General features: G+C 47.6%; 21 protein-coding genes. 10 read left to right on the top strand and 11 right to left on the bottom strand.

Annotated features, from left to right (window positions below; all coding sequences use genetic code 11):
- Positions 1–10 precede the first annotated feature (10 nt).
- Positions 11–2,986: a SusC/RagA family TonB-linked outer membrane protein gene (locus tag BUB37_RS03270; protein ID WP_244526711.1), complete on the bottom strand. Its 2,976-nt coding sequence runs from the start codon at positions 2,984–2,986 to the stop codon at positions 11–13.
- Positions 2,987–3,176: 190 nt separating this feature from the next.
- Here BUB37_RS03270 and aspS point away from each other — a divergent pair, with 190 nt between their 5' ends.
- From aspS to BUB37_RS03250, 4 genes are all read left to right on the top strand, one after another.
- Entirely contained in the window at positions 3,177–4,931 is a 1,755-nt protein-coding gene (aspS, locus tag BUB37_RS03265; RefSeq protein WP_072988418.1) for an aspartate--tRNA ligase, read from the top strand.
- Between the two features lie 139 nt (positions 4,932–5,070).
- Positions 5,071–6,771: a chloride channel protein gene (locus BUB37_RS03260; protein ID WP_244526710.1), complete on the top strand. Its 1,701-nt coding sequence runs from the start codon at positions 5,071–5,073 to the stop codon at positions 6,769–6,771.
- 63 nt (positions 6,772–6,834) lie between these two features.
- Positions 6,835–7,092 (top strand): hypothetical protein, encoded by a 258-nt coding sequence (locus BUB37_RS03255; RefSeq protein ID WP_072988411.1) that lies wholly within the window; start codon positions 6,835–6,837, stop codon positions 7,090–7,092.
- Positions 7,093–7,184: 92 nt separating this feature from the next.
- Positions 7,185–7,379, top strand: a complete 195-nt coding sequence (locus BUB37_RS03250; protein WP_072988408.1) for a cold-shock protein — start codon at positions 7,185–7,187, stop codon at positions 7,377–7,379.
- A gap of 49 nt (positions 7,380–7,428) precedes the next feature.
- On the opposite strand, the gene BUB37_RS03245 is transcribed toward BUB37_RS03250, so the two are convergent.
- Positions 7,429–7,878 (bottom strand): nucleoside deaminase, encoded by a 450-nt coding sequence (locus BUB37_RS03245; protein ID WP_072988405.1) that lies wholly within the window; start codon positions 7,876–7,878, stop codon positions 7,429–7,431.
- Between the two features lie 204 nt (positions 7,879–8,082).
- Entirely contained in the window at positions 8,083–9,279 is a 1,197-nt protein-coding gene (locus BUB37_RS03240; RefSeq protein WP_139278060.1) for a hypothetical protein, read from the bottom strand.
- A gap of 409 nt (positions 9,280–9,688) precedes the next feature.
- Here BUB37_RS03240 and BUB37_RS03235 point away from each other — a divergent pair, with 409 nt between their 5' ends.
- Positions 9,689–10,420, top strand: coding sequence for a LuxR C-terminal-related transcriptional regulator (locus tag BUB37_RS03235; protein WP_072988398.1), 732 nt, complete (start codon positions 9,689–9,691; stop codon positions 10,418–10,420).
- Positions 10,421–10,430: 10 nt separating this feature from the next.
- Here the strand turns inward: BUB37_RS03235 and BUB37_RS03230 are convergent, their stop codons facing one another.
- Positions 10,431–11,663 (bottom strand): P-loop NTPase family protein, encoded by a 1,233-nt coding sequence (locus BUB37_RS03230; protein ID WP_094766509.1) that lies wholly within the window; start codon positions 11,661–11,663, stop codon positions 10,431–10,433.
- Positions 11,664–11,711: 48 nt separating this feature from the next.
- On the opposite strand from BUB37_RS03230, the gene BUB37_RS03225 reads away from it, so the two are divergent.
- Positions 11,712–13,493 (top strand): 1-deoxy-D-xylulose-5-phosphate synthase, encoded by a 1,782-nt coding sequence (locus BUB37_RS03225; RefSeq protein ID WP_072988396.1) that lies wholly within the window; start codon positions 11,712–11,714, stop codon positions 13,491–13,493.
- Positions 13,474–14,640 (top strand): DUF3078 domain-containing protein, encoded by a 1,167-nt coding sequence (locus tag BUB37_RS03220; protein WP_094766508.1) that lies wholly within the window; start codon positions 13,474–13,476, stop codon positions 14,638–14,640. The genes BUB37_RS03225 and BUB37_RS03220 overlap by 20 nt, the downstream gene beginning before the upstream one ends.
- Before the next feature lie 27 nt (positions 14,641–14,667).
- Here BUB37_RS03220 and dgt read toward each other — a convergent pair whose 3' ends face one another.
- Entirely contained in the window at positions 14,668–16,011 is a 1,344-nt protein-coding gene (gene dgt, locus BUB37_RS03215) for a dGTP triphosphohydrolase (RefSeq protein WP_072989732.1), read from the bottom strand.
- 159 nt (positions 16,012–16,170) lie between these two features.
- Here dgt and BUB37_RS03210 point away from each other — a divergent pair, with 159 nt between their 5' ends.
- Positions 16,171–16,560, top strand: a complete 390-nt coding sequence (locus tag BUB37_RS03210; protein WP_072988392.1) for a carboxypeptidase-like regulatory domain-containing protein — start codon at positions 16,171–16,173, stop codon at positions 16,558–16,560.
- 67 nt (positions 16,561–16,627) lie between these two features.
- On the opposite strand, the gene BUB37_RS03205 is transcribed toward BUB37_RS03210, so the two are convergent.
- Complete coding sequence (locus BUB37_RS03205) at positions 16,628–16,987, bottom strand: toxin-antitoxin system YwqK family antitoxin (RefSeq protein ID WP_072988389.1); 360 nt, start codon at positions 16,985–16,987, stop codon at positions 16,628–16,630.
- A 371-nt stretch (positions 16,988–17,358) separates the two neighbouring features.
- Between BUB37_RS03205 and BUB37_RS03200 the strand changes: the two genes are divergently transcribed.
- Both BUB37_RS03200 and BUB37_RS03195 read left to right on the top strand, forming a co-directional pair.
- Complete coding sequence (locus BUB37_RS03200) at positions 17,359–19,608, top strand: inorganic phosphate transporter (RefSeq protein WP_072988385.1); 2,250 nt, start codon at positions 17,359–17,361, stop codon at positions 19,606–19,608.
- Between the two features lie 119 nt (positions 19,609–19,727).
- Positions 19,728–20,684 (top strand): CAP domain-containing protein, encoded by a 957-nt coding sequence (locus BUB37_RS03195; RefSeq protein ID WP_094766507.1) that lies wholly within the window; start codon positions 19,728–19,730, stop codon positions 20,682–20,684.
- A gap of 23 nt (positions 20,685–20,707) precedes the next feature.
- On the opposite strand, the gene nadD is transcribed toward BUB37_RS03195, so the two are convergent.
- From nadD to BUB37_RS03170, 5 genes are all read right to left on the bottom strand, one after another.
- Positions 20,708–21,307 carry a nicotinate (nicotinamide) nucleotide adenylyltransferase gene (gene nadD, locus BUB37_RS03190; protein ID WP_072988377.1) on the bottom strand — a complete coding sequence of 200 codons (600 nt, stop codon included), beginning with the start codon at positions 21,305–21,307 and terminating at the stop codon, positions 20,708–20,710.
- Positions 21,294–21,887, bottom strand: a complete 594-nt coding sequence (gmk, locus tag BUB37_RS03185) for a guanylate kinase (RefSeq protein ID WP_072988374.1) — start codon at positions 21,885–21,887, stop codon at positions 21,294–21,296. The genes nadD and gmk overlap by 14 nt, the downstream gene beginning before the upstream one ends.
- Before the next feature lie 67 nt (positions 21,888–21,954).
- On the bottom strand, positions 21,955–22,812 hold the full coding sequence (locus tag BUB37_RS03180; RefSeq protein WP_072988371.1) for a YicC/YloC family endoribonuclease: 858 nt from the start codon (positions 22,810–22,812) through the stop codon (positions 21,955–21,957).
- A gap of 166 nt (positions 22,813–22,978) precedes the next feature.
- Complete coding sequence (locus BUB37_RS03175; RefSeq protein WP_072988367.1) at positions 22,979–23,734, bottom strand: 3-keto-disaccharide hydrolase; 756 nt, start codon at positions 23,732–23,734, stop codon at positions 22,979–22,981.
- A gap of 68 nt (positions 23,735–23,802) precedes the next feature.
- Complete coding sequence (locus BUB37_RS03170; protein WP_072988364.1) at positions 23,803–24,855, bottom strand: sugar phosphate isomerase/epimerase family protein; 1,053 nt, start codon at positions 24,853–24,855, stop codon at positions 23,803–23,805.
- Between the last annotated feature and the right edge of the window lie 119 nt (positions 24,856–24,974).

The following is a 24,974-nucleotide window of genomic DNA, read 5'->3' as shown; positions in this document are numbered from 1 at the left end:
GGTGTGAATTTTAAAAATTAACGGCTACATTAAACAAAAATCGCTTGGAGGACGGAAAGGGGGTTACCTCGACCCCGGTAAAAATTGTATTCCCCCCGAAATTCGATATCTCCGGATCATAGCTATTATAGTCAAAAATATTGATGAGGTTCGTACCGGAGAATCCTAGACGTATCGAGTCGATTCCCCCACCTATAACATTTGACAGCATTTCCGATGTTAAGGTATAGTACACTCCTAATTCCCGTAACCTTACGTAGCCGGCATCTTCCACAAAGACCCGTGCCGATTGTCCTAACTGGCTCACCCTGTAGTCACCGTTGCCCAATACCCCATCGGGATCAAGGTCGATGGTATCGTAATCGTGGCTAGTACCGTTCAAATCGGACAACAAAGTGGTAAGGTTGATATTGTCACCTCCCTGCTTCCACTGCCAGACCATTGAAAAATCGATGTTTTTATACTTTAAGTTGCTATTGAAACCCATTTGAAAGTCGGCCTCGGAGTTTCCGAAGGTTTGAAATCCGTTAGGCCCTGGATTTGGACCGATCCCCACGATTTGGGTCGGACTCGAACCCTCCTCAATTCTAAAGGTACCCAAGGTTGCACCAAAGGCGCCGATATTAAAAGCCGGGATATCGAGCCTTGTGATCTCGGAAGTATTTTTGAAGAAATTGATGCCCAGGTTCCAACTGAGGTTTTCGGTTTGAACGGGTATGGCATCCAACGACAGTTCAATTCCCTTGTTCTGTAGCTCCCCGGCATTGACGAACTGCTGGGTAAAGCCCGTGGAGGGTTCAAGTGCCGCCTGCAGGATCAGGTTGTCTATGTTCTTGATATAATAGGTTGCCGAAAGGTTCAGTCTTCTATCGAAAAAGGAAAGGTCGGTTCCGAATTCAAGTTCCTTCTGCCTTTCGGATTCCAGATCGGCATCGCCCCGAACACCTATTAAACTGATCCCCAGCGTTCCATCAGTGGAAAACGCGTTGTAGGAGGTAAACAAGGCCCCAAACGGTGGGAAGTTTCCGGCTTCGCCATAAGCAATTCTCAACTTGAATTGGTCCCATACCGAATCTTGCTTCCAAAAACCAAATTCGTTGAGGCTCAACGCCAAGGAGGCTTTGGGGTAGTACGAAAGCTTGTTGGCATCACCGTTGTTGGAGCTTTTATCTCCCCTCACGCCGACGGTAGCAATAACTTTGTCTTGGTAATTCAGCTCTTCCTGAGCAAAAAAACCGGAATCCTGTTGCAGGAGCCTGGTCTGATTGACCCCCGTATTGGCCGCTTGGTCTACGTTGGTTTCAGAGGCCACTAGCCCGGTAGCGGTAATCAGTTCCACGTTTTGGTCAAAATACTCCCTTGTAATGCCCACCTGGGTCCTAAAGTTCAGGTTGTTTTCGGTGGTATACCCGTGTACCAAAAATGCGGAGAGGTTGTAGTTTTTGTTCTGTATATCGCCTTGGGACGACACACCGTTCAGTCCTCCGTTGGCTATTTTCTGAAACTGGAGTGGTTTGGGAAAAATAGCCCGCGTCTGCTGCCCGTAAAAATCCAATCCGCCCCTTAATATAAGTTCGAGGTTCGACCTGTCGCTTCGGTATATGTCCAAATTGGTTGTCCCTCCCATGATGATCCTGTTGATCTTCTCGTTATTGGTTATCAAATCGCGGGTTTGCAACGGGTTCGAAGTGTTGTTGGGATGGTCAGGGTAAATTCCGTCTTCATTGGGATACAATTTGTCCCAAGGCCGGGTAGCGGTTAGGGCGATACCGATAGTGGTACCCGTGTTGTCGTTATTAAAGAAACCCCGATCGGCAGACGAATAGATGTAGTTCGAACTTAAGGAGAACCGAACAAAATCGGCCGGTCTGTGGTCTAGGTTCAATCGTACCGAAGTTTTTTCATAACCGGTATTCTTAACGATGCCATCTTCATTGTTATGGGTTACCCCGGCATAGAACTTGGTCTTGTCGCCACCACCGCTCATACTGAAATTGGTAATGCTTATTACACCGTTCTCGCCATAAATCTCATCTTCATAGTCGACCAGATTCCCCGAGCTCAAGGCGGCATTATATTCATCGGCGGCCGCATCGCCGAAGGTATCGCGAACCCTTTGTTCGTTGTAATCCCTAACCCCCAAGAGGTTAATGGCCTGCGACCAACCCGTCGATTGCGAAAACTTAAATTTGGTTTTGCCCGCCTTACCTCTCTTTGTGGTTATGATTACCACACCCGCGGCGGCACGGGACCCGTAGATTGCGGCAGCCGAAGCTCCTTTCAGGATCTCAATATTGGCAATATCCTCGGGATTAAGGTCGGCGATACGGTTCGAAGGATTGTCTTGATTGGACGAACTGCCCTGCCCCGCAGCGCCGGAAACCACGTTCAAGCCTGCCGCCGTTGCCGAATTGTCGACATAGACCCCATCGATTATGTATAAGGGTTGCACATTTCCCTGTAACGATGTGGCACCCCGGAGCTTTACGGAGATTCCTCCTCCCGGTGCCCCTGAATTGGAATTGACTATGGCCCCGGCAAATTTGCCGTATAGGGCCCCGTCCAAGGTCGGGGGCGGTGTGGTTCCTGTAAGTGCCTCGGCCGATATCGATGCAACGGCGTTCGCCGCATTGGTTCTTTTTATGGTAGTGGCCAAACCCGTGACCACTACTTCCTCAAGGCCGGTGACCGATTCTTCCATGGTTACGTTCAAGATCGTCCCGCCGGTTACCTGAACTTCTTTTGTCGTGTAGCCGAGTGAGGAAAAGACCAAAGTCGCCGGAAATTCGTTGACCACAATTTCGTAGTTACCATCAAAATCGGAAGTGCTTCCGTTCGTCGTACCCTTTATCACCACGTTGGCACCGGGCACTGGCAGATCGTTGTTGTCCGATATAACTCCACTGACCGTTTCTTGGGAAACAGCCACAATCGGAACCAAAAGAAACATAAAAAAATATGTCCCCCTAAGTATTGCACGTTTCATTTTCATAAGTGTTGAATTAGCTATTTGAAAAGCAATTTATACAATAAATATCACATTCTTAAATTTTATGTTAAATTTTAATGTCTTTAAGAAATGTTTTCAAGGCGGTCTAAAAACCGTCGATTTCAGCGAATAGTTAGATGAAACCATGTTATCTTCTTACATTTGCTCTTTAAAATTTAACATTACGATGTATAGAAGTCATACTTGCGGAGAACTGCGCGAATCGGATATAAATACTAAGGTTACCCTGGCGGGATGGGTACAAAAAACGAGGGACAAAGGCTTTGTCGTTTGGGTAGACCTACGTGATAGATATGGCCTGACCCAATTGGTGTTCGACGAAGACAGAACCTCTTCAAAGCTTCTAGAACAGGCTAGACACCTTGGCCGTGAGTTTGTGGTACAAGTAGAGGGCGAGGTAATCGAAAGAACCTCGAAAAACCCCAAGATACCCACTGGGAGCATAGAAGTTCTGGTAGAAAAGCTTACCGTTCTCAACGAATCCATAACACCTCCTTTTACCATAGAAAACGATACCGACGGGGGCGAAGACCTTCGTATGAGGTACCGGTACCTCGACATCCGCAGAAATCCGGTAAAGAACAACCTTATCTTTAGGAGCAAGGTAACCATGGAAGTCCGCAAATATCTGTCGGACAACGGGTTTATCGAGGTAGAGACCCCCTACCTTATAAAATCGACACCCGAGGGGGCCCGCGACTTTGTGGTTCCAAGCCGGATGAACGAGGGCCAGTTTTACGCCCTGCCCCAATCACCGCAGACCTTCAAGCAACTCTTGATGGTAGGGGGAATGGACAAGTATTTTCAGATTGTCAAATGCTTTCGCGACGAAGACCTAAGGGCCGACCGCCAACCCGAATTCACCCAAATAGATTGCGAAATGTCCTTTGTGGAACAAGAAGACATTCTAGATGTCTTTGAAGGACTCACGAAGCACCTGCTCAAAGAAATCAAGGGAGTTGAAATATCGGCTTTTCCCCGAATAACATACGATGACGCCATGCGTATCTACGGCAACGACAAACCGGACATCCGTTTCGGAATGGAGTTTGCCGAGCTTAACGCCATTGCCCAGCACAAAGATTTTCAGGTTTTCAATTCTTCGGAACTCGTAGTGGCGATTGCCGTACCCGGGGCGGCCGGTTATTCGCGGAAGGAAATCGATGCCCTTATCGACTGGGTAAGGCGGCCCCAGGTCGGAGCCAAGGGCATGGTCTATGTAAAATGCAATGAAGATGGCAGCTATAAATCTTCGGTCGACAAGTTCTACGACCAAGAAGACCTCGCCAAATGGGCCGAGGCCACGGGTGCCAAGCCCGGCGACCTGATTTGTGTGCTTTCGGGTGACAAGGACAAGACCAGAACCCAGATGAGTGCCCTTCGCATGGAAATGGCCAATCGTCTGGGCCTGCGGAAGCCCGACGAATTCGCCCCGCTTTGGGTCGTGGATTTCCCCTTGTTGGAACTCGACGAGGAAACCGGAAACTACCATGCCATGCACCACCCCTTTACATCGCCAAAACCCGGACAGCTCGAACTTTTGGAAACCGATCCCGGGGCGGTGAGGGCCAATGCCTATGACCTGGTGCTGAACGGCAACGAAATAGGGGGCGGTTCGATCCGTATCCACGATAAGGAAGTACAGGCCACCATGTTCAAACACTTGGGCTTTACCCCCGAAGAGGCCAGGGAGCAGTTCGGCTTCCTTATGGATGCATTTCAATATGGCGCCCCGCCACACGGGGGTATCGCCTTCGGGCTAGACCGATTGGTCGCCATCTTGGGCGGACAGGAAACCATTCGCGACTTTATCGCTTTTCCGAAGAACAACAGTGGCCGCGACGTAATGATCGATGCCCCGGCGCCGATAGACCAAGAACAACTTGATGAGTTGAACCTTAAATTGAACAAGCCCTCTTAACCCATAGGTAAGGCGAGAGGGCTTTTTTTAATTCCATTAATAGGATTGTCATTAGATGCCCAATCGATTAACACGTATATCTACCAAATTTTTAAAATGGCGATATAAAAATATCTCCAACAAAACCTTTACGCACATTATGAGCGTTGTGGTGGGATTGTTGGCGGGGCTCGCATCGGTTACCCTTAAGAACATTGTGTATTTTATTGAGTCATCATTGGAACGGGGTGTCCTGATTTCCAATTATGGCCTTTATTTTATCCTGCCCATTATAGGCCTTACCTTGGTATATTTATATGTAAAGTTTATCCATAAGGAAAAATTGGGCCATGCCGTATCGGCCATATTGTACGCCCTTTCAAAAAAGAAGGGCATCATAGAGCCCAAACATATCTACACCCAGTTGATCGCCGCCCCCCTGACCGTTGGTTTCGGGGGGTCTACCGGACTGCTGGGGCCCGCCGTTGCCTCGGGGGCCGCCATCAGTTCCAATTTGGGGCGTTTTCTACATGTCAACCCCAAAACCAGGTCGTTGCTGATCGCATGTGCCTCTGCGGGGGCCATAGCTTCGATATTCCAATCGCCGATCGCCGCTATTGTGTTTGCGGTAGAGGTCTTTAGCCTTGATTTTACGATGCTTTCGATGCTCCCTCTTTTATTGGCAAGCATTTCCGGTGTCCTTACCTCCTATTTTTTTCTGGGCAACGAGGTGCTCTTCAACTTTACCATCACCCAAAACTTCGAAGTCAAGGACACTTTGTTCTATATTGTTTTAGGCGTTGGGACCGCCTTTGCCTCCATCTATTTTACAAAAATGTACTACAAAATCCTAAAACTCTTCGAACCGCTCAAAAGTCCAAAATACAGGTTACTGGTAGGTGGTCTGGCCATTGGGATCATGCTGTACTTTATTCCGCCCCTCTATGGCGAGGGTTTCAGCTTTATCAACAACCTGTTGCACGGCGACCACATCAAGGCCCTGGGCAAAACACCCTTTGACACGTACACGTCGAATATCTGGGTGGTAATCGCCCTTCTTTTTGGCATTACCATCTTCAAAGCGGTGGCGATGACCACTACCTTGGCCGCCGGCGGGGCGGGCGGCATATTCATACCCACCATGGTAATGGGAAGTGCCCTAGGCAACGTAATGGCCAAGGTAATCAACAACAGCGGACTCGGTTTTGCCGTTTCCGAAAGCAACTTTACCCTAATCGGCATGGCAGGCCTTATCGCGGGGGTACTGCACGCCCCCCTGACCGCCATTTTCCTGATTGCCGAAATAACGGGCGGATACGAACTCTTCGTCCCCTTGATGATAACGGCTTCCATATCGTATTTGATTGCAAGAAATGCCCTAGACTACACCATCTACACCCGCGAACTCGCCAAAAGCGGGGCCTTGCTGACCCACAATAAAGACCAATCGGTACTAACCCTGATGCGCCTGGACGACGTTTTGGAGACCAACTTTAAAAAGGTGCGTCCGGATATGACTTTAGGGGACATGTTGCACCGTTCGGTGGCCAAATCAACAAGAAATATTTTTCCCGTGGTAAACGAGAAACAAGCTTTGGTCGGTATTGTCTTGCTCGACGACATCAGGGAGTTTATGTTCGACACCTCCCTTTACGACAGTACCAAGGTCGAGACCTTTATGCACAATGCCCCCGAGCATATCTTTTATGAAACGGACAGCATGAAAGAGGTAATGCAAAAATTTCAGGACAGTGGTGCATGGAACCTTCCGGTTATCAAAAACGGGAAATACATCGGTTTTATCTCGAAATCGAAATTGTTGACCGCCTACCGCCGGCAGTTGATTAACTTTACCGGCTGATGTATACCGCGACATCATGTGTCGACCTACATCTTCTATTTATAAATTAAAACAAAACGTCATATGAAATACCTCATCCTATTTATAGTCGCCGCCTCATTCGCGTCTATAGTTTATGGATTTAGCATTCAAGGGGAAGACCCCCCCTTGGCGAACAAATGCATAGGCTTTGGCACGGTGGGTATTTTCTTGGTAGCCATGCCCTTATTTCTGATACATTACAGTAAGGGAAAAAAAATAAAGGACTATATGCTAACCGAGGAAAACATCAAAAAAATGAGGCAAGATCCGACAAAAGACACTGAAAATCAGCAAAATTGACCCTAATTATTCTTTACTTTTTAAACTGGTCTATTTAAAAATTTCCTAATTTTAGAGGAACAAACAATTATTATCAACTAATTTTTATTGGCATGACTGGTACAGTAAAGTTTTTTAATGGATCCAAAGGTTACGGGTTCATTACCAATGACGAGACGGGAAAGGACATTTTCGTACACGCAACAGCTCTTAACGGAATCGAACTTAACGAAGGCGACAAGGTAGAATATGTTGAAGAAGAAGGAAGAAAAGGCCTGGTCGCCGCACAGATACAAGTAGTGGGATAAAAACAACCCTTTTCAAGATTCTTAAACCCTTGCCTCTGGCGGGGTTTTTTTAGTTCAGGTTTCTTCTTTCAATAAAAAAGCGCTTCAACAACTCGCTCGCCTCCTTTTGCATGACCCCCTTTTCAACCTCTGTTTTCGGGTGCAGCCTGCCCCCCATGGCCCCAAAGCCCCTTTGCGGGTCGCTGGCCGCGTATACTACTTTCGAGATCTGGCTCCAATACAAGGCCCCTGCGCACATCTGACAGGGCTCCAACGTCACGTATAGGGTACAGTTGACCAAGTACTTGCCCCCGATAAAATTGGCCGCCGCCGTTATGGCCTGCATTTCGGCATGGGCCGTTACATCGTGCAGTTGTTCGGTAAGGTTATGGGCCCTTGCAATTATCCTATTCCCCGCCACAATGACCGCACCGACGGGAACCTCCCCCTTTTCAAATGCGGCTTCCGCCTCTTGCAAGGCCTTTCTCATAAAATAGGTATCGTCGAAGGGTTGTAGCATATCAAAAAATCAATATGCAATATTAGCACTTTGGCATCGGGTTAAAAAACGAAGGAAAACAAAAAAACACCAATAACACTCGATACCATAAATATGGGACCCCGACAACTCCCCCAAATCGTCAAGGCCCCAATTAAAAACCTTTAGCCATCCTTATAATGACATAATCAGCGATCTTATCCTGATTCTACGGTAAAGACGGCCCTATTGCTTCTCAAAGACCCCTAAAAAGCCACTGTCGTCATTGTTGACCACCCCATCCCCATTAAGGTCCTTCCCTAAATTTTCAGCTCCGTAACCAACGGTCAATTGATCAAGATTAACCGAAATAGGGCCATAAGGATAGACTTGGCCCTGCCCTAAAGGGAAGGAATAATCATATGTTCCACTGGCGTCAACATACTGTTGTTCATATTCCACAAAGATGATGTCCTTTGTTTCGGGATTAAAGCTCCACTTCCCTTCAATCACATACTCCAAACTCCAGTCTTTGTAAACTGGACTGCAATTCTGCTGCGAAGGCTCATAATCCATGGCAATATCGGCATCCTTGTAGGTATGGGTAAAGGTGCCGTCAGCCCTAAGGTCGAAGATGCGGTAGGTCACAGAAAAACAGTTCCGATAATCAAAGGTGCCGGCGTTTTCACAGGTAAAGGTAGCTTCATGGCATTGCTCGACACCGACCCATTCGCTTTCGATATGGCCATCCAAGAAATAGGTTTCGTATTTACTAAAATGCCATTCGCCCACCAGCTCTTCGTAGCCGCCCCAGTCCTTTACTTTTAAGCATACCTCCTTGGGCCCACTAATGTTTCCTTGGTCATCGTATACGGCAACGAGGTAGCAAAACTCACTCTCTGCCGCGATCTGGGAAGTAAAGCCGATGTTGAGGTCGTAATAGTGGCCTTTGGCTCCTTTGCTCCTGCCCTTTGCCCTGGGGTCTTTCGCCTTGGAAGCCGCCTCGAAGCTACCGTTCTCAGTCAAATCGACATCGAAGTAAGCATCGGAGACCAGGGCACCGTCTGCCTTAAATTGGATGTAGGCGCCCACAAAGGCGATATCGGAGGTCAAGACGACATTGAACCCCTCTTCAACAAAGGCACTTCCTCCCGTGGTTTGGGCCTCGAAGTTTATGGTTTCGTTGGGGGCGGGCATTCCTCCTTCAATTCTCGTACCCCCCTTGATGACCACATTGTCTAGGATCATATTCGACTCCTCGGCCGTAACTTCTTCTTCCTCCTCCTGTTCCGATTCCTCCTCCTGCCCGTCGTCTTTCTCCTTGGGCTGTTCGGCCACTTCCTCCTTTTCTATTTCAGGACCATCGTCCTTACCGCAGGAGGCCAAAAACAACATGAAGATCAGAGCAACAAAAAATATAAGTGATTTAGATAGCGTTTTCATAATTTTTCTTTTTTGATAATTGGTTATTATTTGTTTCAATCAAGTGAAAAGGGCTTGGCCTTGGCCCCATCACGGTCATTGCCCCCCAAGCCGACCTTTGACCACCTTCCACAGGCCCGACGTATGCCACACCGTTACGGGCAACTTGGAGTTGGTACAACTTCGGTTGGGGGAAAGGGAATATGCAATAAGGACAAAAAGTACGGGAGCCCAATTCGATTTCAAATGACCTTCTTGCAATCTTAATTTTAGACCATTGAAACACACCGTTCAACCTGCTTTTCAACCCAATAGCGTTTTGCAAAACATCTTTTTAAGCTATTTTTTTCTTAGCTTAACGTTCTGAAACGAAAGTAGTTTTCTCTTACTAACAAATCAACTGTGTTTTATCGCAGGTTGTATCAAGCTTATGGCCCCTAACAATTACGGTAGTTTTTCAAAATCAAGGATTACCGACGTACCGATCGATCCCGATAGCGAGGTTTACCTTGGCTACAAGAAGACCATTCCTTCGTTTCCTGATCAAGCGGTCTATATTTATTCGTTCAAGGAAAACAGAATGTTGTATGCCCAAGGTTGGTACGAAATCTTGGGTTATAAGGATTCCGAGATAAATATGTTGACCATCGTCAACATTACGACCGAGCATTTTTTGGACTTTTCGAATGAGCTTAACGACAAGGCCCTTGAGTTTCTTCTTGGAAAATCGGAAGACTTGGAAGCGTACAGCTTTACCATAGAACTTGAAAAAGTGCACAAGGACGGAAGGCACATTCCGCTTTTTTCCCGGGTGGGCGTACACAAGGCCGAAAAAGGCATGATAAGCGAAATTATAGGCGTCTCACAGGTTTTGAAGACCTTAAAGAAGGGGAGGGTAATGCAATATGCCGCCTATGGCCCCGAGAAATCGCAATTCGAGGAAACACTGAGCAAGGAACTGTTCAAACACTTTGCCATATCGAGAAAGGAAAAAGAGGCCCTGGCCCTGGCGGCCAACGGCTACGCCTTTAAGGAAATAGCCCATCAACTTGAGGTTTCGCAATCGGCAATCGAAAAAAGAATTCTGCCCCTTTACAAGCGCTTCAACGTAAAAAGCCTGCCCCATTTAATAAGTTTTGCCCACGAGAACTTTCTTTTGTAAACCGCGGGTTTCAGAGAAAGATAGACGTGATTTTCGAGGCTTCCACCCCTAAGTCCTGCAACAATTGCGTCCATTCCCCAGGGGATGATATTTGGTCGTCACCCAAAATCCACACCACGTTTTTGTTCTTGAGCAAGCTTCTATTCGTTCCCTTTTGATCTTGTCCATAGCAATCGATAAATTGAAGAAGCTTTTGGGGAGATACCAGTTCCTCCCTTATGGGCCGGCCCGGATTAATATCGTCAACCACTAAAATGGCCGCCTGCTTCCATGTCCAGTAGCGCTTTAACTTGTTTGGTCCGATCTGGTCAAGAAACATGCCGTACAATTTAACCCCGGTAACATATAGGGCCGCCTTTCTGGTTATTGAAACTTCATTGGCGATCCCCACCCCCAAACTCGATTTTCCACTGCCCTTTTCCCCGAAAATTAGCATGTGGTTGCCATTTTGGTCCTTGCATTTGTCGGTATAGGCAAGGACCCTTTCCACGTCCGCCCCATCCATATTATAGTCCCACTGGCTTAGCCTGAATTGGTACGGGTAATAGGCATAGTTTTGATACATCTTTACCATATACCAATACCGGGAGGCATAGACCATAAATCCAAATACGAAAAAAACCACTACGAACACCCATGTAAACCCAAAAACGGACAAGAGACGCGATACCCCGTCGTATGCTATCAGCCCTGCCGTGGTCAAGGCCCCGAACCAAAAAAAGCACAAATCGGTAAAGGTGTCGAAGGCTATGTTCCGCCACTGCGGGGAAAAGATGAATCTATTGCCGGAGCCCCTATAGAAAAGCTTGGACCCCGTTTGCCTCCTTATCAACAGAGGGCCCAAAAAATTGTACAGCTCAAAAAGCAACCATGCCATCGAAACGAAAATACCCGCCCATATTGCCGGGGCCTCGTACGAAGAATAATTGCGCAAAAGCACGTATACGACCATGGTCGGTATAACCCCCAGTGAAATATGGCCGAATTGGTTGGCCAACCAAGAATAGGTAAGCGAAACCCCTCGATGCGAATCCTTGCCGATCAAATCGTTTTTCAATTGCTGCCAAACAGCGCTTCTGGTCAGTTTATAGGATGGGTCCATTGTTTTGGATCGAAGGGTTTCGCTTATTAAAATACCATAAAAAGCCCAAAGTTGGCCAAAACCACCCGGCAATTCGATCATTTCGGAGAAATATCGGTTTTCAGGATAGGTAAAAGCCGGTTCAAAAACTAATTTTGACATTTGTTTAAGCAAGCCGAATAATGTTTTAATGTACATTTACCGAGACGAATGAGCCAGCTGCAGCATATCGAGGTTCCGAAGGACCTTCGCCGATTAAAATTGGGCGAACTGCCCGCCCTTGCCCAAGAACTAAGGGAATTTATAATCGATATCGTCTCGACCAAAGAAGGGCACCTTGGGGCCAGTCTAGGAGTGGTGGAGCTGACCATCGCCCTCCACTATGTCTTTGATACGCCCAACGATAAGTTGCTTTGGGATGTAGGCCACCAAGCTTATGGCCATAAGATACTGACCGGCAGAAAATCGGTTTTTGAAACGAACAGGCAATTGGGCGGTATCAGCGGCTTCCCCAGAAGGAAGGAAAGCGAGTACGACGCATTCGGTACCGGGCATAGCTCAACTTCCATTTCGGCCGCCTTGGGCATGGCCCTGGCCGCCCAATTGGATGGCAATACCCAAAGACAGCACATAGCCGTAATCGGAGATGCTTCGATAGCCAGTGGCATGGCCTTCGAGGGTTTGAACCATGCGGGCGTAACGAATGCCAACCTATTGATCGTTCTTAACGACAACGCCATTGGCATAGACCCAAGCGTAGGGGCCTTAAAGAAATACCTTACCAACGTAAAAAAAGGCACGGCCAAGGACGAAAATATTTTCGAATGCCTGAATTTTAAGTACTCGGGACCGGTTGACGGCCATGACATCAAGGCCCTCGTCGAAGAATTTGAACGCTTAAAAACCGTAGAAGGCCCCAAATTGCTGCATGTCATCACGACCAAGGGAAAGGGGCTAAAAAAAGCCGAGGAAGACCAAGTAACCTACCACGCCCCGGGAAGGTTCGACAAACTAACGGGCGAACGGCATCAAAGGACGGGCATCGACCAACCCGCCAAATACCAGGATGTTTTTGGGCATACCCTTGTAGAGCTGGCCAAGGACAACCCCAAAATCATTGGCATCACCCCGGCCATGCCCACGGGAAGTTCGTTAAAGTACATGATGGAGCAGTTGCCCGAAAGGGCTTTCGACGTGGGCATCGCCGAGCAACATGCCGTAACCCTATCGGCCGGTATGGCTACCGAAGGCCTGGTCGTTTTTTGTAATATCTATTCGACCTTTCTGCAAAGGGCCTACGACCAGGTCATTCACGATGTAGCCCTTCAAAACCTGCCGATCGTTTTCTGCCTCGACCGCGCGGGCCTGGTAGGCGAGGACGGGGCCACCCATCACGGAATTTACGATATGGCCTATTTACGATGCATCCCAAACCTCATTATTTTTGCACCGATGAACGAAACCGAACTGCGCAATATGATGTACACCGCCCAATTGGGCCTGCCACATCCCATTGCCATTCGCTACCCCCGGGGAAGGGGCGTACAGAAAACTTGGAAAACCCCTTTCGAAAAAATAGCCATCGGAAGTTCGGTAGCGTTAAAAGAAGGCACGGAAATTGCAGTACTTTCGATCGGTCATATAGGCAATCTTGTGAGCGATGCCCTTGACCAATACGGACAAACATCGAAAATAGGACACTATAACATGCGCTTCGTAAAACCTTTGGACAAGGCCAGACTGGGGGAAATCTTCAAAAAGTACCGCCATATCCTTACCATTGAGGACGGTTGTCGCCTCGGGGGTTTTGGATCGGCCATCCTAGAATTTGCCAATGAAATAGAAAGTAGTAACAAAGTTACCGTCCTAGGTATCGAAGACCGTATTTTTGAACACGGCTCGATAGGCGAACTTCAACAGCAAGCAAACATTGACGTAACAGCCATAACAAACCAAATAAATTCACTGCTCCATGTACAACCACCACATTAAGACCCTTTTTACCAGCCTTACATTCTGTTTTGCACTGTTCAACCTAACTGCCCAGGTTACCGATTCCCTTCCCCCAAAAGTGGAAACGGACTCCCTTACCACAATTCCCGTAGAGATCGATAGCTTGGTCATGGTCGTAGACACCACAGTGGTAGATACCGTTGTAATCAGAAAAACCCAAGAGAAGATAAGAAACATACCCCGCAGTGTCGACCTGATGAACCCTGTCATTTCCTTTCAGCGTACCAATGCCCTGGATGAAAAACCCAACAAGTTTAAAGTACCCTCTTTCTGGACCAATGTAAACAAGTTGGGGGTCAACTTTAGCGAAGTGGCCTTTGTCAATTGGAATGCGGGTGGTAACAATTCGATATCGGCCTTGGGAAAGGCACGCTTTGAACGCAACTACAAATTCAGGTACATTCAGTGGGACAACTATATGGAAATGAGTTACGGCCTGAACGTACAGGAAAACCAAAAACTCCGCAAGACCGACGACTCCTTCCGCGTAAGCTCTACCTTTGGTTTTCAGCGCGACACCATAAGCAACTGGTATTACTCGGCGAAGGCCAATTTCAACACCCAGTTTTCAAACGGTTACAAATACCCCGATAGAACGACCCCCATTTCCCGATTCATGGCTCCCGGATATTCTTTTTTGGGTGCCGGTACCTCCTATATTACAAAAGACCAAAAATTTAACCTGTACATCTCCCCGATCACACAAAAGGTAACCTTTGTTCTCGACCAAGACTTGGCCAACAAGGGAGCCTTTGGGGTCGAAAAGGCCGTTGTCGACGCCGACGGAAACATTATCGAGGAAGGAAAAAACGTCTTTCTCGAATTCGGTTTTCTGGTCACCAACCAGTACCAAGCCGAGGTCATGAAAAACACGGTTTTAAAGCACCGACTTAGCCTGTATACCGATTACCTTCAAAAGTTCGGCAACATAGATGTTGATTGGGAATTGAATATTGACCTTCGCGTCAACAAATACATTTTAACCTCCATAGGTACCCAAATTATCTATGACGACGACATTTTGTTCGACGAGCAAAAAAACGACGAGGGCTTGGTTATTGACGAAGGGCACCCCCGTATCCAGTTCAAACAGTTATTGGGTGTAGGTGTCTCTTATGAGTTTTAGTCCTTTTGGCCAAATCCGGGTTTATACCTAAAGTTGTTTTCCCATAATTTTGTTGTGGATATGGACGGCCGCACGATCCGATAGGCTCGCCACATAGCAACAGGTATTCAACAGAATATCGTAGCTTGTGCTATCCGTATGGCGATAGACCTCGGGCAGGGTTCGTATCATGAGCTTGTCGTAATTCGAGGCCCTACCTTCACTTTGGCGTATCAATGCCGTGGTATAGACATCCAAGATGTCTGAAATGATCTTATATCCGGCTATTTCCTTTTCGATCACTTCTTGCGAACGGTAGACCTTGTCAACGCTCAAAGAGATGATATCGCGTATTTGGGCCCCGTACTTGCTCTTATCGAGCAGCGACACCTCGAAATCGCCGTTCAAAATCGCCTTTTCGTTCTTGACGAAGACATCGACGGCATCGGTAATCAGCGTATTGATGGCCAAGGCCCGTAGGTAGCTCAACCTATCCTCCTTATAGGCCAAAGAATTATACTTTTTGGTATTAATGGTATCCTTCACAAGGTTGATCAAATATTCCAAGGCAAATTCCTCCGATATAAGACCGAGATTGATACCGTCTTCAAAATCGATAATGGTATAGCAGATGTCATCGGCCGCCTCGACCAAAAAGGTCAAGGGGTGCCGTGAAAAGGAAATGTCTTCCCCGCTTCGGGTCTGCCTTAGCCCGAGATCTGAGGCAATGTCTACAAAGGCCTGTCTATCGGATTGAAAGAAACCGAATTTTTTGTCGGCAATATGTTTCGTGGGTCTCTTGGGCAAGGATCCCTTCGGATATTTCATAAAGGCGCCCAAGGTGGCATAACTCAACCGAAGACCGCCCTCTACCCCCTCTCGAGACCTCGTTAAGAGTCTGAAGCCATTGGCATTGCCTTCATAATCCACCAAATCCTGAAACTCCTTTTCCGTTAAGACCGATTGGTATTTACTTCCGTTTCCATTCAAAAAATACTCGCCAATGGCCTTTTCCCCGCTATGTCCGAAAGGCGGGTTTCCAATATCGTGGGCCAAGGCGGCCGCTGCAACGATGGCCCCGAAATCATTAAAGCGATAGCCGTGCACTTTTTGCAGGTAAGGATGCTTTTCAAGAATTTTTTTTCCGGCAATCCTACCGAGGCTTCGCCCCACGACGGACACCTCCAGACTATGGGTCAGGCGGGTATGTACGAAATCGGTATTCGACAGTGGAATGACCTGGGTCTTGTCCTGCAAACTTCTAAATGCGCTCGAAAAGATGATACGGTCGTAATCGACCTCAAACCCCAATCGGGTCTCGTCTTGTTCTTTTCTAAGTCTTTTAAGGGTATCTCCGTGGCGCTTTAAAGAGAGTAGTTCTTCCCAGTTCATATCAATAATTTGGAAGTCGCAAGATACGTTTTTTAGCTGTTTTGACATGCCCTGCCCACCCCAATTCGATGCCTGAAACTTAACCTTAAAAATACCTAGTTTTAATGACCGCTTAACCCCAACTTAACATCGCATCTTTTTCTTTGCCAAAAGAAAAAGATGAAGCATTTGCTTGTTTTACTGGGCCTACTGGCATCCTCCGGAATTTATTCACAAAGCGGCAGCCTTAAGGGAAGGATCACCGACTTTGAAATGGGCGGAGAACCGCTGATGTTCGCCAGTGTCGCCATTGATGGCCTAGAATCGGGTACAGCGACCAATTTCAACGGTAATTTCGAGTTCGACAACCTGGCTCCGGGCACCTATACTGTGGAAATAAGTTCACTGGGATACGAAACCGTAAGAATACCCGTAGAGATAAGCGCCAACGAGACGCTTCGAATCGAAGAGGCTCTTCATGCCAAATCGATCAGCCTTCAAGATGTTTCGGCCGTCGACAACACTAAGCAGAAAGGGGCCGTCGTATCGAGGGCCTACGCCGGACAGTAAGGAAAGCGATATCCAAATAAAAAAGGCAGCAATGATGCCGCCTTCCATATCGTATACTTTGTATTGCTCAGTCTTTGGAGACCAAGGGCGATTTTCCCTTTTTGTCGACCACACTGGCGATAACATTGTTGTCGAACTCCACTTCCTTAACCACACCGTCATTGACGAACATCCATTTTCCCGTACGCACCCCATTGGTATAGGTGCCTTCCGAAATTTTGACCCCGTCCTCGTCGTAATTGACCCAATCGCCGTGTAATTTTCCATCAAGGTCAAAAGTGCCTTTCTGACTAACCTTACCGTTATCGTGGTAATATGTGGCTTCTATCAAATTGGTTTCCGTGTTGAGCTTCACTTCCTTTTCCTTTTGGGCATATCCAGCCGCAAGGGTCAACATCATTGCAAATAATATCGCTATATTTTTCATGGTATTTCTTTTTCGTTGAATCAAATTTACAAAAATTTTACATTAAAATCACCATCACTTAACATTAAATTTACATTGGAACCAGCATCCTAGGAAAGCCATCCTTTCCCGTATCCCTAAAAAAACACGTGCTTCGTTGGCAATCGCCCCTTGACCTTCTTAAATTTTTCCTTTATTTACGGGGTTTGACCCAATTCTTTTCATCTTTTTACATCTTGGAAACAAAACTTTTTGGTCGCGTCCCAACCGAACGCGAAGCCATCGAACCCGTTGAAAGACAAGCTTGTTCAAACAGCAAATAATGACTTCATAACCTTTTTTTAACCTAATTCATAAATTATAGTAGCATTTTTGTGCTTATTTATAATTTGATGGGTGAGAATATTTATCTATTTATGATTATAGCACTTGCCGTGCTAGCCATAACGGACTTAGTAGTTGGCGTCAGCAACGACGCGGTAAATTTCTTGAATTCGGCCATTGGTTCGAAGGCGATATCCTTTCGGACCATAATGATCGTTGCCAGCGTCGGGATTGCCTTTGGCGCCATATCTTCCAGCGGTATGATGGAAGTGGCCCGTAAGGGTATTTTCAACCCTTCGGAATTCGTCTTTTCCGAGATCATGATCATCTTCATGGCCGTAATGATCACCGACATCCTCTTGTTGGATTTTTTCAATACGCTCGGAATGCCCACATCGACCACCGTTTCCATAGTATTCGAATTACTCGGTGCGGCCGTAGCCATATCCGTCGTCAAAATATTCGACAACGGCGACTCCCTATCGCAACTGGGCTCGTACATCAACACCGATAAGGCCACCGAAATCATACTCGGTATCCTACTCTCCGTGGTCGTCGCCTTTTCAATCGGCGCCGCGGTCCAATTTATTTCCAGGCTCTTCATTTCCTTTAAATTTGAGCAAAAGCCCAAATGGGTAGGGGCCATTTTCGGGGGCTTTGCCATTACCTCGATCATCTATTTCATTATTGTCAAAGGTCTCAAAAGCGCATCGCTTTTCAGTCCCGCCGTCATGGAATACGTAAACGACAACCCCGAGCTCTTTCTCTTGTTGAACTTTGTCATATGGAGCGGCCTATCCCTTTTGGCCACTTCCCTTTTCAAGTTGAACATCTATGTGATCATCATCGTGATGGGCACCTTTGCCCTGGCCATGGCATTTGCCGGAAACGACTTGGTTAACTTTATCGGAGTGCCCTTGGCGGCCCTCGCCTCGTACCAGGCATGGAGCCAATCGGCTATTGCCCCCAACGAATTTACCATGGAAGGCCTGGCTACGGCCGTACAGACCCCGACCTACCTCTTGTTGTTCTCGGGTGTGGTCATGGTAATCACCCTTTGGTTCTCATCAAAGGCAAAGAACGTGGTCAAGACCAGCGTCGACCTGTCGAGACAAGACGAGGGCGATGAGCGGTTTCAGCCCAATTTTCTATCGCGCCAAATTGTACGGTTTTCGATAAAGGCCTCCGAGAATTTGGCGGAGCTCATACCCGACTCATGGAGCAAACGAATAGACCGCCAATTTGAAAAACCGTACATCTATGTTCCCAAAAGCCGGGTACAGGACATGCCCGCCTTCGATTTTGTCAGGGCAGCGGTCAATCTAATGGTCGCCAGTGTACTCATTTCATTGGCCACCTCCATGAAACTTCCCCTGTCGACGACTTACGTAACCTTTATGGTCGCCATGGGTTCCTCGCTTGCCGATAGGGCCTGGGGGCCCGAAAGTGCCGTATACCGGGTAGCCGGTGTGCTGAATGTTATCGGCGGTTGGTTCTTTACGGCCATGAGTGCCTTTACCGCGGCCGCCATCATTGCCTATATCATTCACCTAGGTGGAATTTGGTCTATTAGCATCCTGCTTATAGTCGCCTTTATGCTCATAGGCAAAAACTACCTTTCCCACTCTAAAAAATTGAAGGAAAGCAAATTGGAAGAAAGGTTGGAAAAAGCCGAAAGCAACTCCATCATCGGTGTTATCGAAGAGAGCTCGGCCAACATTTCATTGGCCATAAAGCGGGCCAATAAAATCTATACCCAGAGTATCGATGGTTTGGCCAAACACGACATCGACACCCTTAAAAAAAGCAAAAAGGGCATCGCCAAGCTCGATAAGGAGGTAGAAGAGCTGCGCGACAACATTTTCTACTTTATCAAAAACCTCGATGAATCGAGTGTGGGAACCAGTAATTTTTACATTACCATCCTCAGTTACCTGCAAGACATGACCCAGTCATTGGAGTATATTGCCAAAGCCGGGTACAAGCATGTACACAACAACCACAAAAAACTAAGGTTCAACCAAATTAAGGACCTTAAGGAAACCGATGGCTATATCGACGAACTGTTCAGTGAGATCAAAACCATTTTCGAGACCAAGGATTTTTTAAAGTTGACCGACTTGATCGTTACCAAAAGGGAGCTCTTCCATAAACTCGACCTAAAGATTCAGAAGCAGGTAGAAAGAACCCGCACCGACGAATCGAGCCCCAAGAACACGGCCCTTTACTTCAGTTTATTGTTGGAGACCAAAGACCTATTGGTTGCCACCATGAACCTGTTGGAGACCTATGACGAACATGCCAACGTAAAGGTCTAATGCCACTATCGTCCGAAATCGACAGGCCTACCTAAGCTCGCCATGTTGCCGTTGGTCGAAAAAATATACCTTTTTGACCCTCGACAACGTTAGTACTAAAGACCCAAATCTTTAGTAATATGCGTTATTCGACTGTTTTAAGACTCGCGCTTCCCGCCATATTTCTTATGTCGGCCTGTAGTAAAGACGATAAGCCTACAAGCGAAACCGAAGAATTGTCGACCACCATAGACACTAGCGAAAGGGAGGCCGCCCTTGCGCTCTACGAAGATTATTATATGGCCTCGTCAACTAGTGCCTCAGATGTTTTGTGGACGGGTGACGAGCCGTCCTGTACCCTTGGTAGCGTACCCCAAAACACCAAAGACAGGATTCTTGGCCGCTTACACTACTTCAGAAAGGCGGTCGGCCTGAACAACGTCGTGGCAGAAAACAGTGCAAAGAGCGAAAAAGCCCAGGCCGCAGCCTTGATGATGCACGCCAACGGCAGCCTTGAACACTATCCTCCCGACACCTGGAAATGCTTTTCGGAAGCCGGCAAGGAAGCTGCGGCCAACTCGTTATTGACCTCCGCCGCCGGATCTGCCGCCATCGACTCGTATATTCGCGACCAAGGTGCCGAAAATGGCCCCGTAGGGCACAGAAGGTGGCTACTTTGGCCCAGGTTACAGGAAATCGGCATAGGAAACACCGATCACTATAATGCCCTTTGGGTCATAGGGGATGCCGGGACGCCCCCGGCCGACGCCCCCGAATTTATCGCATGGCCCCCTGAGGGCTTTGTTCCCAAACAGGTGGTCTACCCTAGGTGGTCGTTCTCCATCGCCAATGCCGATTTCGAGGATACGAAGGTGAGTATGCGATATTCGAACGGCAGCACGATTGCCGTAGAAACGGAAGAGCTAAGTAAGGCCTATGCCGACAATACCATTGTTTGGCAGCCCGATTTCGAGCCAAGCGGCATCACCAAAGACACCTCTTTGATCGTCTCGATACAATCGGTAGGAATAAACGGGGAGGCAACGGACTTTGAGTACGAAGTAATTCTATTCGACGCTACAAACCCAAGTAACTAACCAAGTCCAATATCGGATCAAATTCAACGGTAGAAATTCATTTCATCCGCATAGACCCACACCGCCTCGGGCAGCAAAGGCCTGACATTCTTGCCCTCCTTGATAGCTTTGCGGATAAAGGTCGAGGAGATTTCCATAATCGGGGCCGATACCCTTTTTATCTTGGGATGCCCCTCAAACCGATGCTCTACCCGCCCTTCCGAAATTCGGGGGTAAACATAAACATCGTGGTTTTCGAGGATTACCTCATAATTCTTCCATTTGTGGAAACCCTTGAGGTTGTCCTCGCCCATAATCAGGCTAAAGGTGTAGCTTTTGCCGTACTTTTCCCCTAAATGAACCAAGGTGTTTACGGTATAGTTGGGCTGAGGAAGGTCAAACTCTATGTTACTGGGCTTGAGTTTGGGGTAATCCTTTGTAGCCTCATAGACCATCTCATAGCGATGGTAGTTGTCCAACAAGGATTTTTTTTTCTTAAAGGGACTCCGAGGGGTAACCACGAACCAAATCTCGTCAAGGTCGGAATACTCGGCCATATGGTTGGCAATGACCAAATGACCGATATGGATCGGATTGAACGTACCGAAATAAAGTCCGATCTTCTTTGTGCTACTCGTCTTCATTTTCCTTGTTGACACCTACAAAATCGGCAACCAAACGATAGGCTTCGTCCAAGGCCACATCCAAATCGTAGTTTTTGATAATTTTATCGAACTGGGGGGCGGTGGCCAATTCTACCGAGGCCTTGGCAATTCGCATATTGATCTTATCGTCACTTTCCGTGCTCCGCTTTTTTAGACGGATCTTAAGCTCGTCTACGCTCGGGGGCTTCACAAATACGGCAAGGGTGGTATCTGGAAACTTGCGCTTTATACGCAGGCCACCGGCCACATCGATATCGAATATTACATTTTTTCCCTGGGCCCAAAGGCGTTCTATTTCGCTTTTGAGGGTGCCGTAAAAATTATCGCGGTACACCTCTTCCCACTCTAAAAAATCGTCGTTTTTGATGTGGTTCTTAAACTCTGAAATAGACATAAAATAATAGTGCTCGCCCTGTTTTTCCTTGCCCCGGCGAGGTCTCGAGGTGGCCGATACCGAAAATGCCAAATTCAGTTCGGGCTTTTCCAAGAGATGCCGAACGATGGTTGTTTTACCACTACCGGAGGGAGCCGAAAAAATAATAAGTTTACCGCCTTTCATTATAAATAAATTGAATAATTACACCTTGCCCGAGCCTTAAACAGACCGTCGCCCTTGGTCAGCCCGCTTAGAGTACATTGAGCATCTGCTCCTTTATCTTTTCAAGTTCATCCTTCATCTGGACCACCAACTGCTGCATGGGCGCGTAGTTGGCCTTGGATCCGATGGTATTGATCTCGCGTCCGATCTCCTGTGAGATGAACCCCAACTTTTTCCCGTTCGAATCAGCTGAATCAAGCGTGATAGAAAAATATTCCAAGTGGTTGGCCAAACGTACCTTCTCTTCGGTAATGTCGTACTTTTCGAGGTAGTAGATCAACTCTTGTTCAAAGCGATTCTCGTCTACCTCAACGTTCAGGTCGGCCACGGCCTTCTTCAACCTTCCGCGCACATCGACCTGCCTATCGGGGTCGATCTTCTCCACGTCCTTCAACAGCCCTTGAAGGTTCTCGATGCGTTGTTTAAAATCCTTTTCCAAGACACGGCCTTCCTCGGTGCGGAACTTGTTTATTTCCTTTAGGGCCTCGCTTACGGCAACTTGAATGTGGGCATACTCCTCCTCGTCGATATCTTCCCGTTCGGTACGCAGGGCATCCGGCATTCGCAGGGCCATGTCCAACAAACGGATGTCATCGCCATCGGCGATCTTCCTCAACTGTTTCATGTAGTTCTTTACGGCGGGCTCGTTGACCTCGGCCGAGGTTTCATCGCCAGTGAACTCGACATACAATCCAAAATCTACCTTGCCCCGAACCAAGGAACTGGCTATGGTCTTTCTTATTTCAAGCTCCTTTTCGCGATAGGCCGACGGCATTCGGGCATTAAGGTCGAGGTTTTTGCTGTTCAATGATTTCAGTTCAACGGTAATTTTCTTTGTTGGAAGCTGAATCACATGCTTGCCAAACCCTGTCATGGATTGAATCATAGGCTTTCTTGAATTTTGGCAAAGGTAACGTAATTACGGAAAGTGTGGTAATTGGCCGCATCTTCGGTCACCGGGAACGGAGCTTATGCCCCAACGGCTTCAAAGGGCGGGGGTATAGAAACAAAAAAAGCCGCAGTATTGCTACCGCGGCCTTCTTACTTCTGCCTTAGAGCTCCTTGATCTTGATGTTTCTGTACGCAACTTGGTTGCCGTGGTCCTGAAGCCCTAGTTTACCCGTGGTAAATTTTCCGAAATGCTCCCAATCCGCAAATTTCGATTTGGCGACCAGGGCGTTCCACGCCTCATTGGCAAGGGGGAAATCCACGATTTTCTTACCGTTCAACTCAACGCTGCCCTTGTGCTCTTTATGGTTGATGGTTATGACCATGGTATTCCATTCCCCGGCAGGATTGACCACCTCTTCCGAAGGGGCCACCATATCGTATAAGGCACCGGCCTGGTGCGTGGTTCCGTTCTTTGCGTCGGGATGTCTTTCGTTATCGAGAACCTGCACCTCAGGGCCCGAATGATAGGGTTTTCCCAATCCTGCCTCTTCATTGACGCCCCAAAAAACCCCACTGTTGCCACCTTCCGAGATCTTCCAATCCAAGGAAAGGACAAAATCAGTGTATTCGTTTTCGGTGACCAGGTCAAAAATTTCACCTTTCTTCCTGTTTTCCGGTGGGTAGAATACCATGGCCCCGTCTTCGATCTTCCAATTTTCGGATACGCCGTCCTTTTGGTATTCCTTCCAGCCGTCAAAGGAAGTCCCGTCAAATAGAACGGTCCATTCTTCAGCTTTCATTTCGGTCTCTGCGGATGCCATGGGCTCCGCCTCGCTTTCGTTTTGCGCTTTTTCGGCTTTGTCTTTACAAGCAAATGCCAGCAAGGCACAAAAAGCGAATAGGGTAAGATTTCTCATGTATAGGGTTTATTGGATTTTCGTGTTTTTTTAATTGTGGTATCGATCAAAAGGGCCCGGCAAGGCGCTTAGAGACCCAATATCTTTTTTAGCTCTTCCTTATCTATTTCCGCTCCGGCAAAATCGTCGAATGTTTTTTCGGTAGCTTCAATGATATGGTCTTGAATGAATTTCGCGCCTTCGCGTGCCCCTTGTTCAGGACTTTTGATACAGCATTCCCACTCCATCACGGCCCAAACATCGCAACCGTATTGGGTAAGTTTGGAGAAGATGGTCTTGAAATCGATTTGGCCGTCACCGAGCGAGCGGTATCTTCCCGCACGATCGCCCCAGTCGTTATAGCCGCCAAAAGCACCTTTTTTACCGGTCGGGTTGAACTCCGAATCCTTTACGTGAAACGATTTGATAAACTCGTGATAGTGGTCGATATAGGCAATATAATCCAATTGTTGGAGTACAAAATGGCTTGGGTCATATAAAATGTTTACGCGCTTGTGGTTTCCGGTCGCCTCCAAGAACCGCTCAAAGGTATCGCCGTCGTGCAGGTCTTCCCCGGGGTGAATCTCGTAGCATACGTCGACCCCTTCCTCATCGAAATGGTTCAAGATCGGCATCCATCGCTTTGCCAATTCCTCGAAGCCCATTTCCACGAGTCCGGCCGGCCGCTGTGGCCAAGGGTGCCAAGTATGCCAAAGCAAGGCCCCTGAAAATGTGGCATGGGCCTTAATGCCCAACCTTCTACTGGCGGTGGCGGCCTTTTTGACCACGTCTACCGCCCACTCGGTACGCGCCTTGGGATTTTTCTTCACGGCATCGGGCGCAAAATTGTCGAACATCAGGTCATAGGCGGGATGCACCGCCACCAATTGGCCCTGAAGGTGGGTCGAAAGTTCCGTGATCTCCAAACCATAGGAATTTACCTTTCCCTTGAGTTCATCACAATAGGTCTGACTTTCCGCAGCCTTGTCCAAATCGATAAGAAAGCTTTCCCACGTCGGTATTTGAATTCCTTTATAACCCAGGTCGGCGGCCCATTTGCACATGCCGTCCAATGAGTTGAATGGTGCCTTACTGTCTACGAATTGGGCCAAAAACACGGCCGGTCCTTTGATTGTCTTCATTTGTATTAGTATTTGTTCTTATTTGCACCCGTATATTATATGTATATACGGGCTGTGGTCAGTTTGAGAATAAACGCTATATTTAGTTTTGTAAATCTTCGAATTCCCACAAGCTTTTT

Source organism: Pseudozobellia thermophila (assembly GCF_900141855.1).
GTDB classification, from domain to species: domain Bacteria; phylum Bacteroidota; class Bacteroidia; order Flavobacteriales; family Flavobacteriaceae; genus Pseudozobellia; species Pseudozobellia thermophila.
The sequence above is the reverse complement of the archived record's forward strand: the minus strand, read 5'-3'. Positions and strand labels throughout refer to the sequence as shown.

Coding starts and splice junctions, on each gene's coding strand:
- BUB37_RS03225 (WP_072988396.1), top strand. CDS start 11,712: ATGAGCCAGCTGCAGCATATCGAGGTTCCGAAGGACCTTCGCCGATTA.
- aspS (WP_072988418.1), top strand. CDS start 3,177: ATGTATAGAAGTCATACTTGCGGAGAACTGCGCGAATCGGATATAAAT.
- gmk (WP_072988374.1), bottom strand. CDS start 21,887: ATGAAAGGCGGTAAACTTATTATTTTTTCGGCTCCCTCCGGTAGTGGT.
- BUB37_RS03270 (WP_244526711.1), bottom strand. CDS start 2,986: ATGAAACGTGCAATACTTAGGGGGACATATTTTTTTATGTTTCTTTTG.
- BUB37_RS03195 (WP_094766507.1), top strand. CDS start 19,728: ATGCGTTATTCGACTGTTTTAAGACTCGCGCTTCCCGCCATATTTCTT.
- BUB37_RS03205 (WP_072988389.1), bottom strand. CDS start 16,987: ATGAAAAATATAGCGATATTATTTGCAATGATGTTGACCCTTGCGGCT.
- BUB37_RS03200 (WP_072988385.1), top strand. CDS start 17,359: ATGGGTGAGAATATTTATCTATTTATGATTATAGCACTTGCCGTGCTA.
- BUB37_RS03220 (WP_094766508.1), top strand. CDS start 13,474: ATGTACAACCACCACATTAAGACCCTTTTTACCAGCCTTACATTCTGT.
- BUB37_RS03235 (WP_072988398.1), top strand. CDS start 9,689: ATGGCCCCTAACAATTACGGTAGTTTTTCAAAATCAAGGATTACCGAC.
- BUB37_RS03250 (WP_072988408.1), top strand. CDS start 7,185: ATGACTGGTACAGTAAAGTTTTTTAATGGATCCAAAGGTTACGGGTTC.
- dgt (WP_072989732.1), bottom strand. CDS start 16,011: ATGAACTGGGAAGAACTACTCTCTTTAAAGCGCCACGGAGATACCCTT.
- nadD (WP_072988377.1), bottom strand. CDS start 21,307: ATGAAGACGAGTAGCACAAAGAAGATCGGACTTTATTTCGGTACGTTC.
- BUB37_RS03180 (WP_072988371.1), bottom strand. CDS start 22,812: ATGATTCAATCCATGACAGGGTTTGGCAAGCATGTGATTCAGCTTCCA.
- BUB37_RS03210 (WP_072988392.1), top strand. CDS start 16,171: ATGAAGCATTTGCTTGTTTTACTGGGCCTACTGGCATCCTCCGGAATT.
- BUB37_RS03255 (WP_072988411.1), top strand. CDS start 6,835: ATGAAATACCTCATCCTATTTATAGTCGCCGCCTCATTCGCGTCTATA.
- BUB37_RS03240 (WP_139278060.1), bottom strand. CDS start 9,279: ATGAAAACGCTATCTAAATCACTTATATTTTTTGTTGCTCTGATCTTC.
- BUB37_RS03230 (WP_094766509.1), bottom strand. CDS start 11,663: ATGTCAAAATTAGTTTTTGAACCGGCTTTTACCTATCCTGAAAACCGA.
- BUB37_RS03245 (WP_072988405.1), bottom strand. CDS start 7,878: ATGCTACAACCCTTCGACGATACCTATTTTATGAGAAAGGCCTTGCAA.
- BUB37_RS03170 (WP_072988364.1), bottom strand. CDS start 24,855: ATGAAGACAATCAAAGGACCGGCCGTGTTTTTGGCCCAATTCGTAGAC.
- BUB37_RS03175 (WP_072988367.1), bottom strand. CDS start 23,734: ATGAGAAATCTTACCCTATTCGCTTTTTGTGCCTTGCTGGCATTTGCT.
- BUB37_RS03260 (WP_244526710.1), top strand. CDS start 5,071: ATGAGCGTTGTGGTGGGATTGTTGGCGGGGCTCGCATCGGTTACCCTT.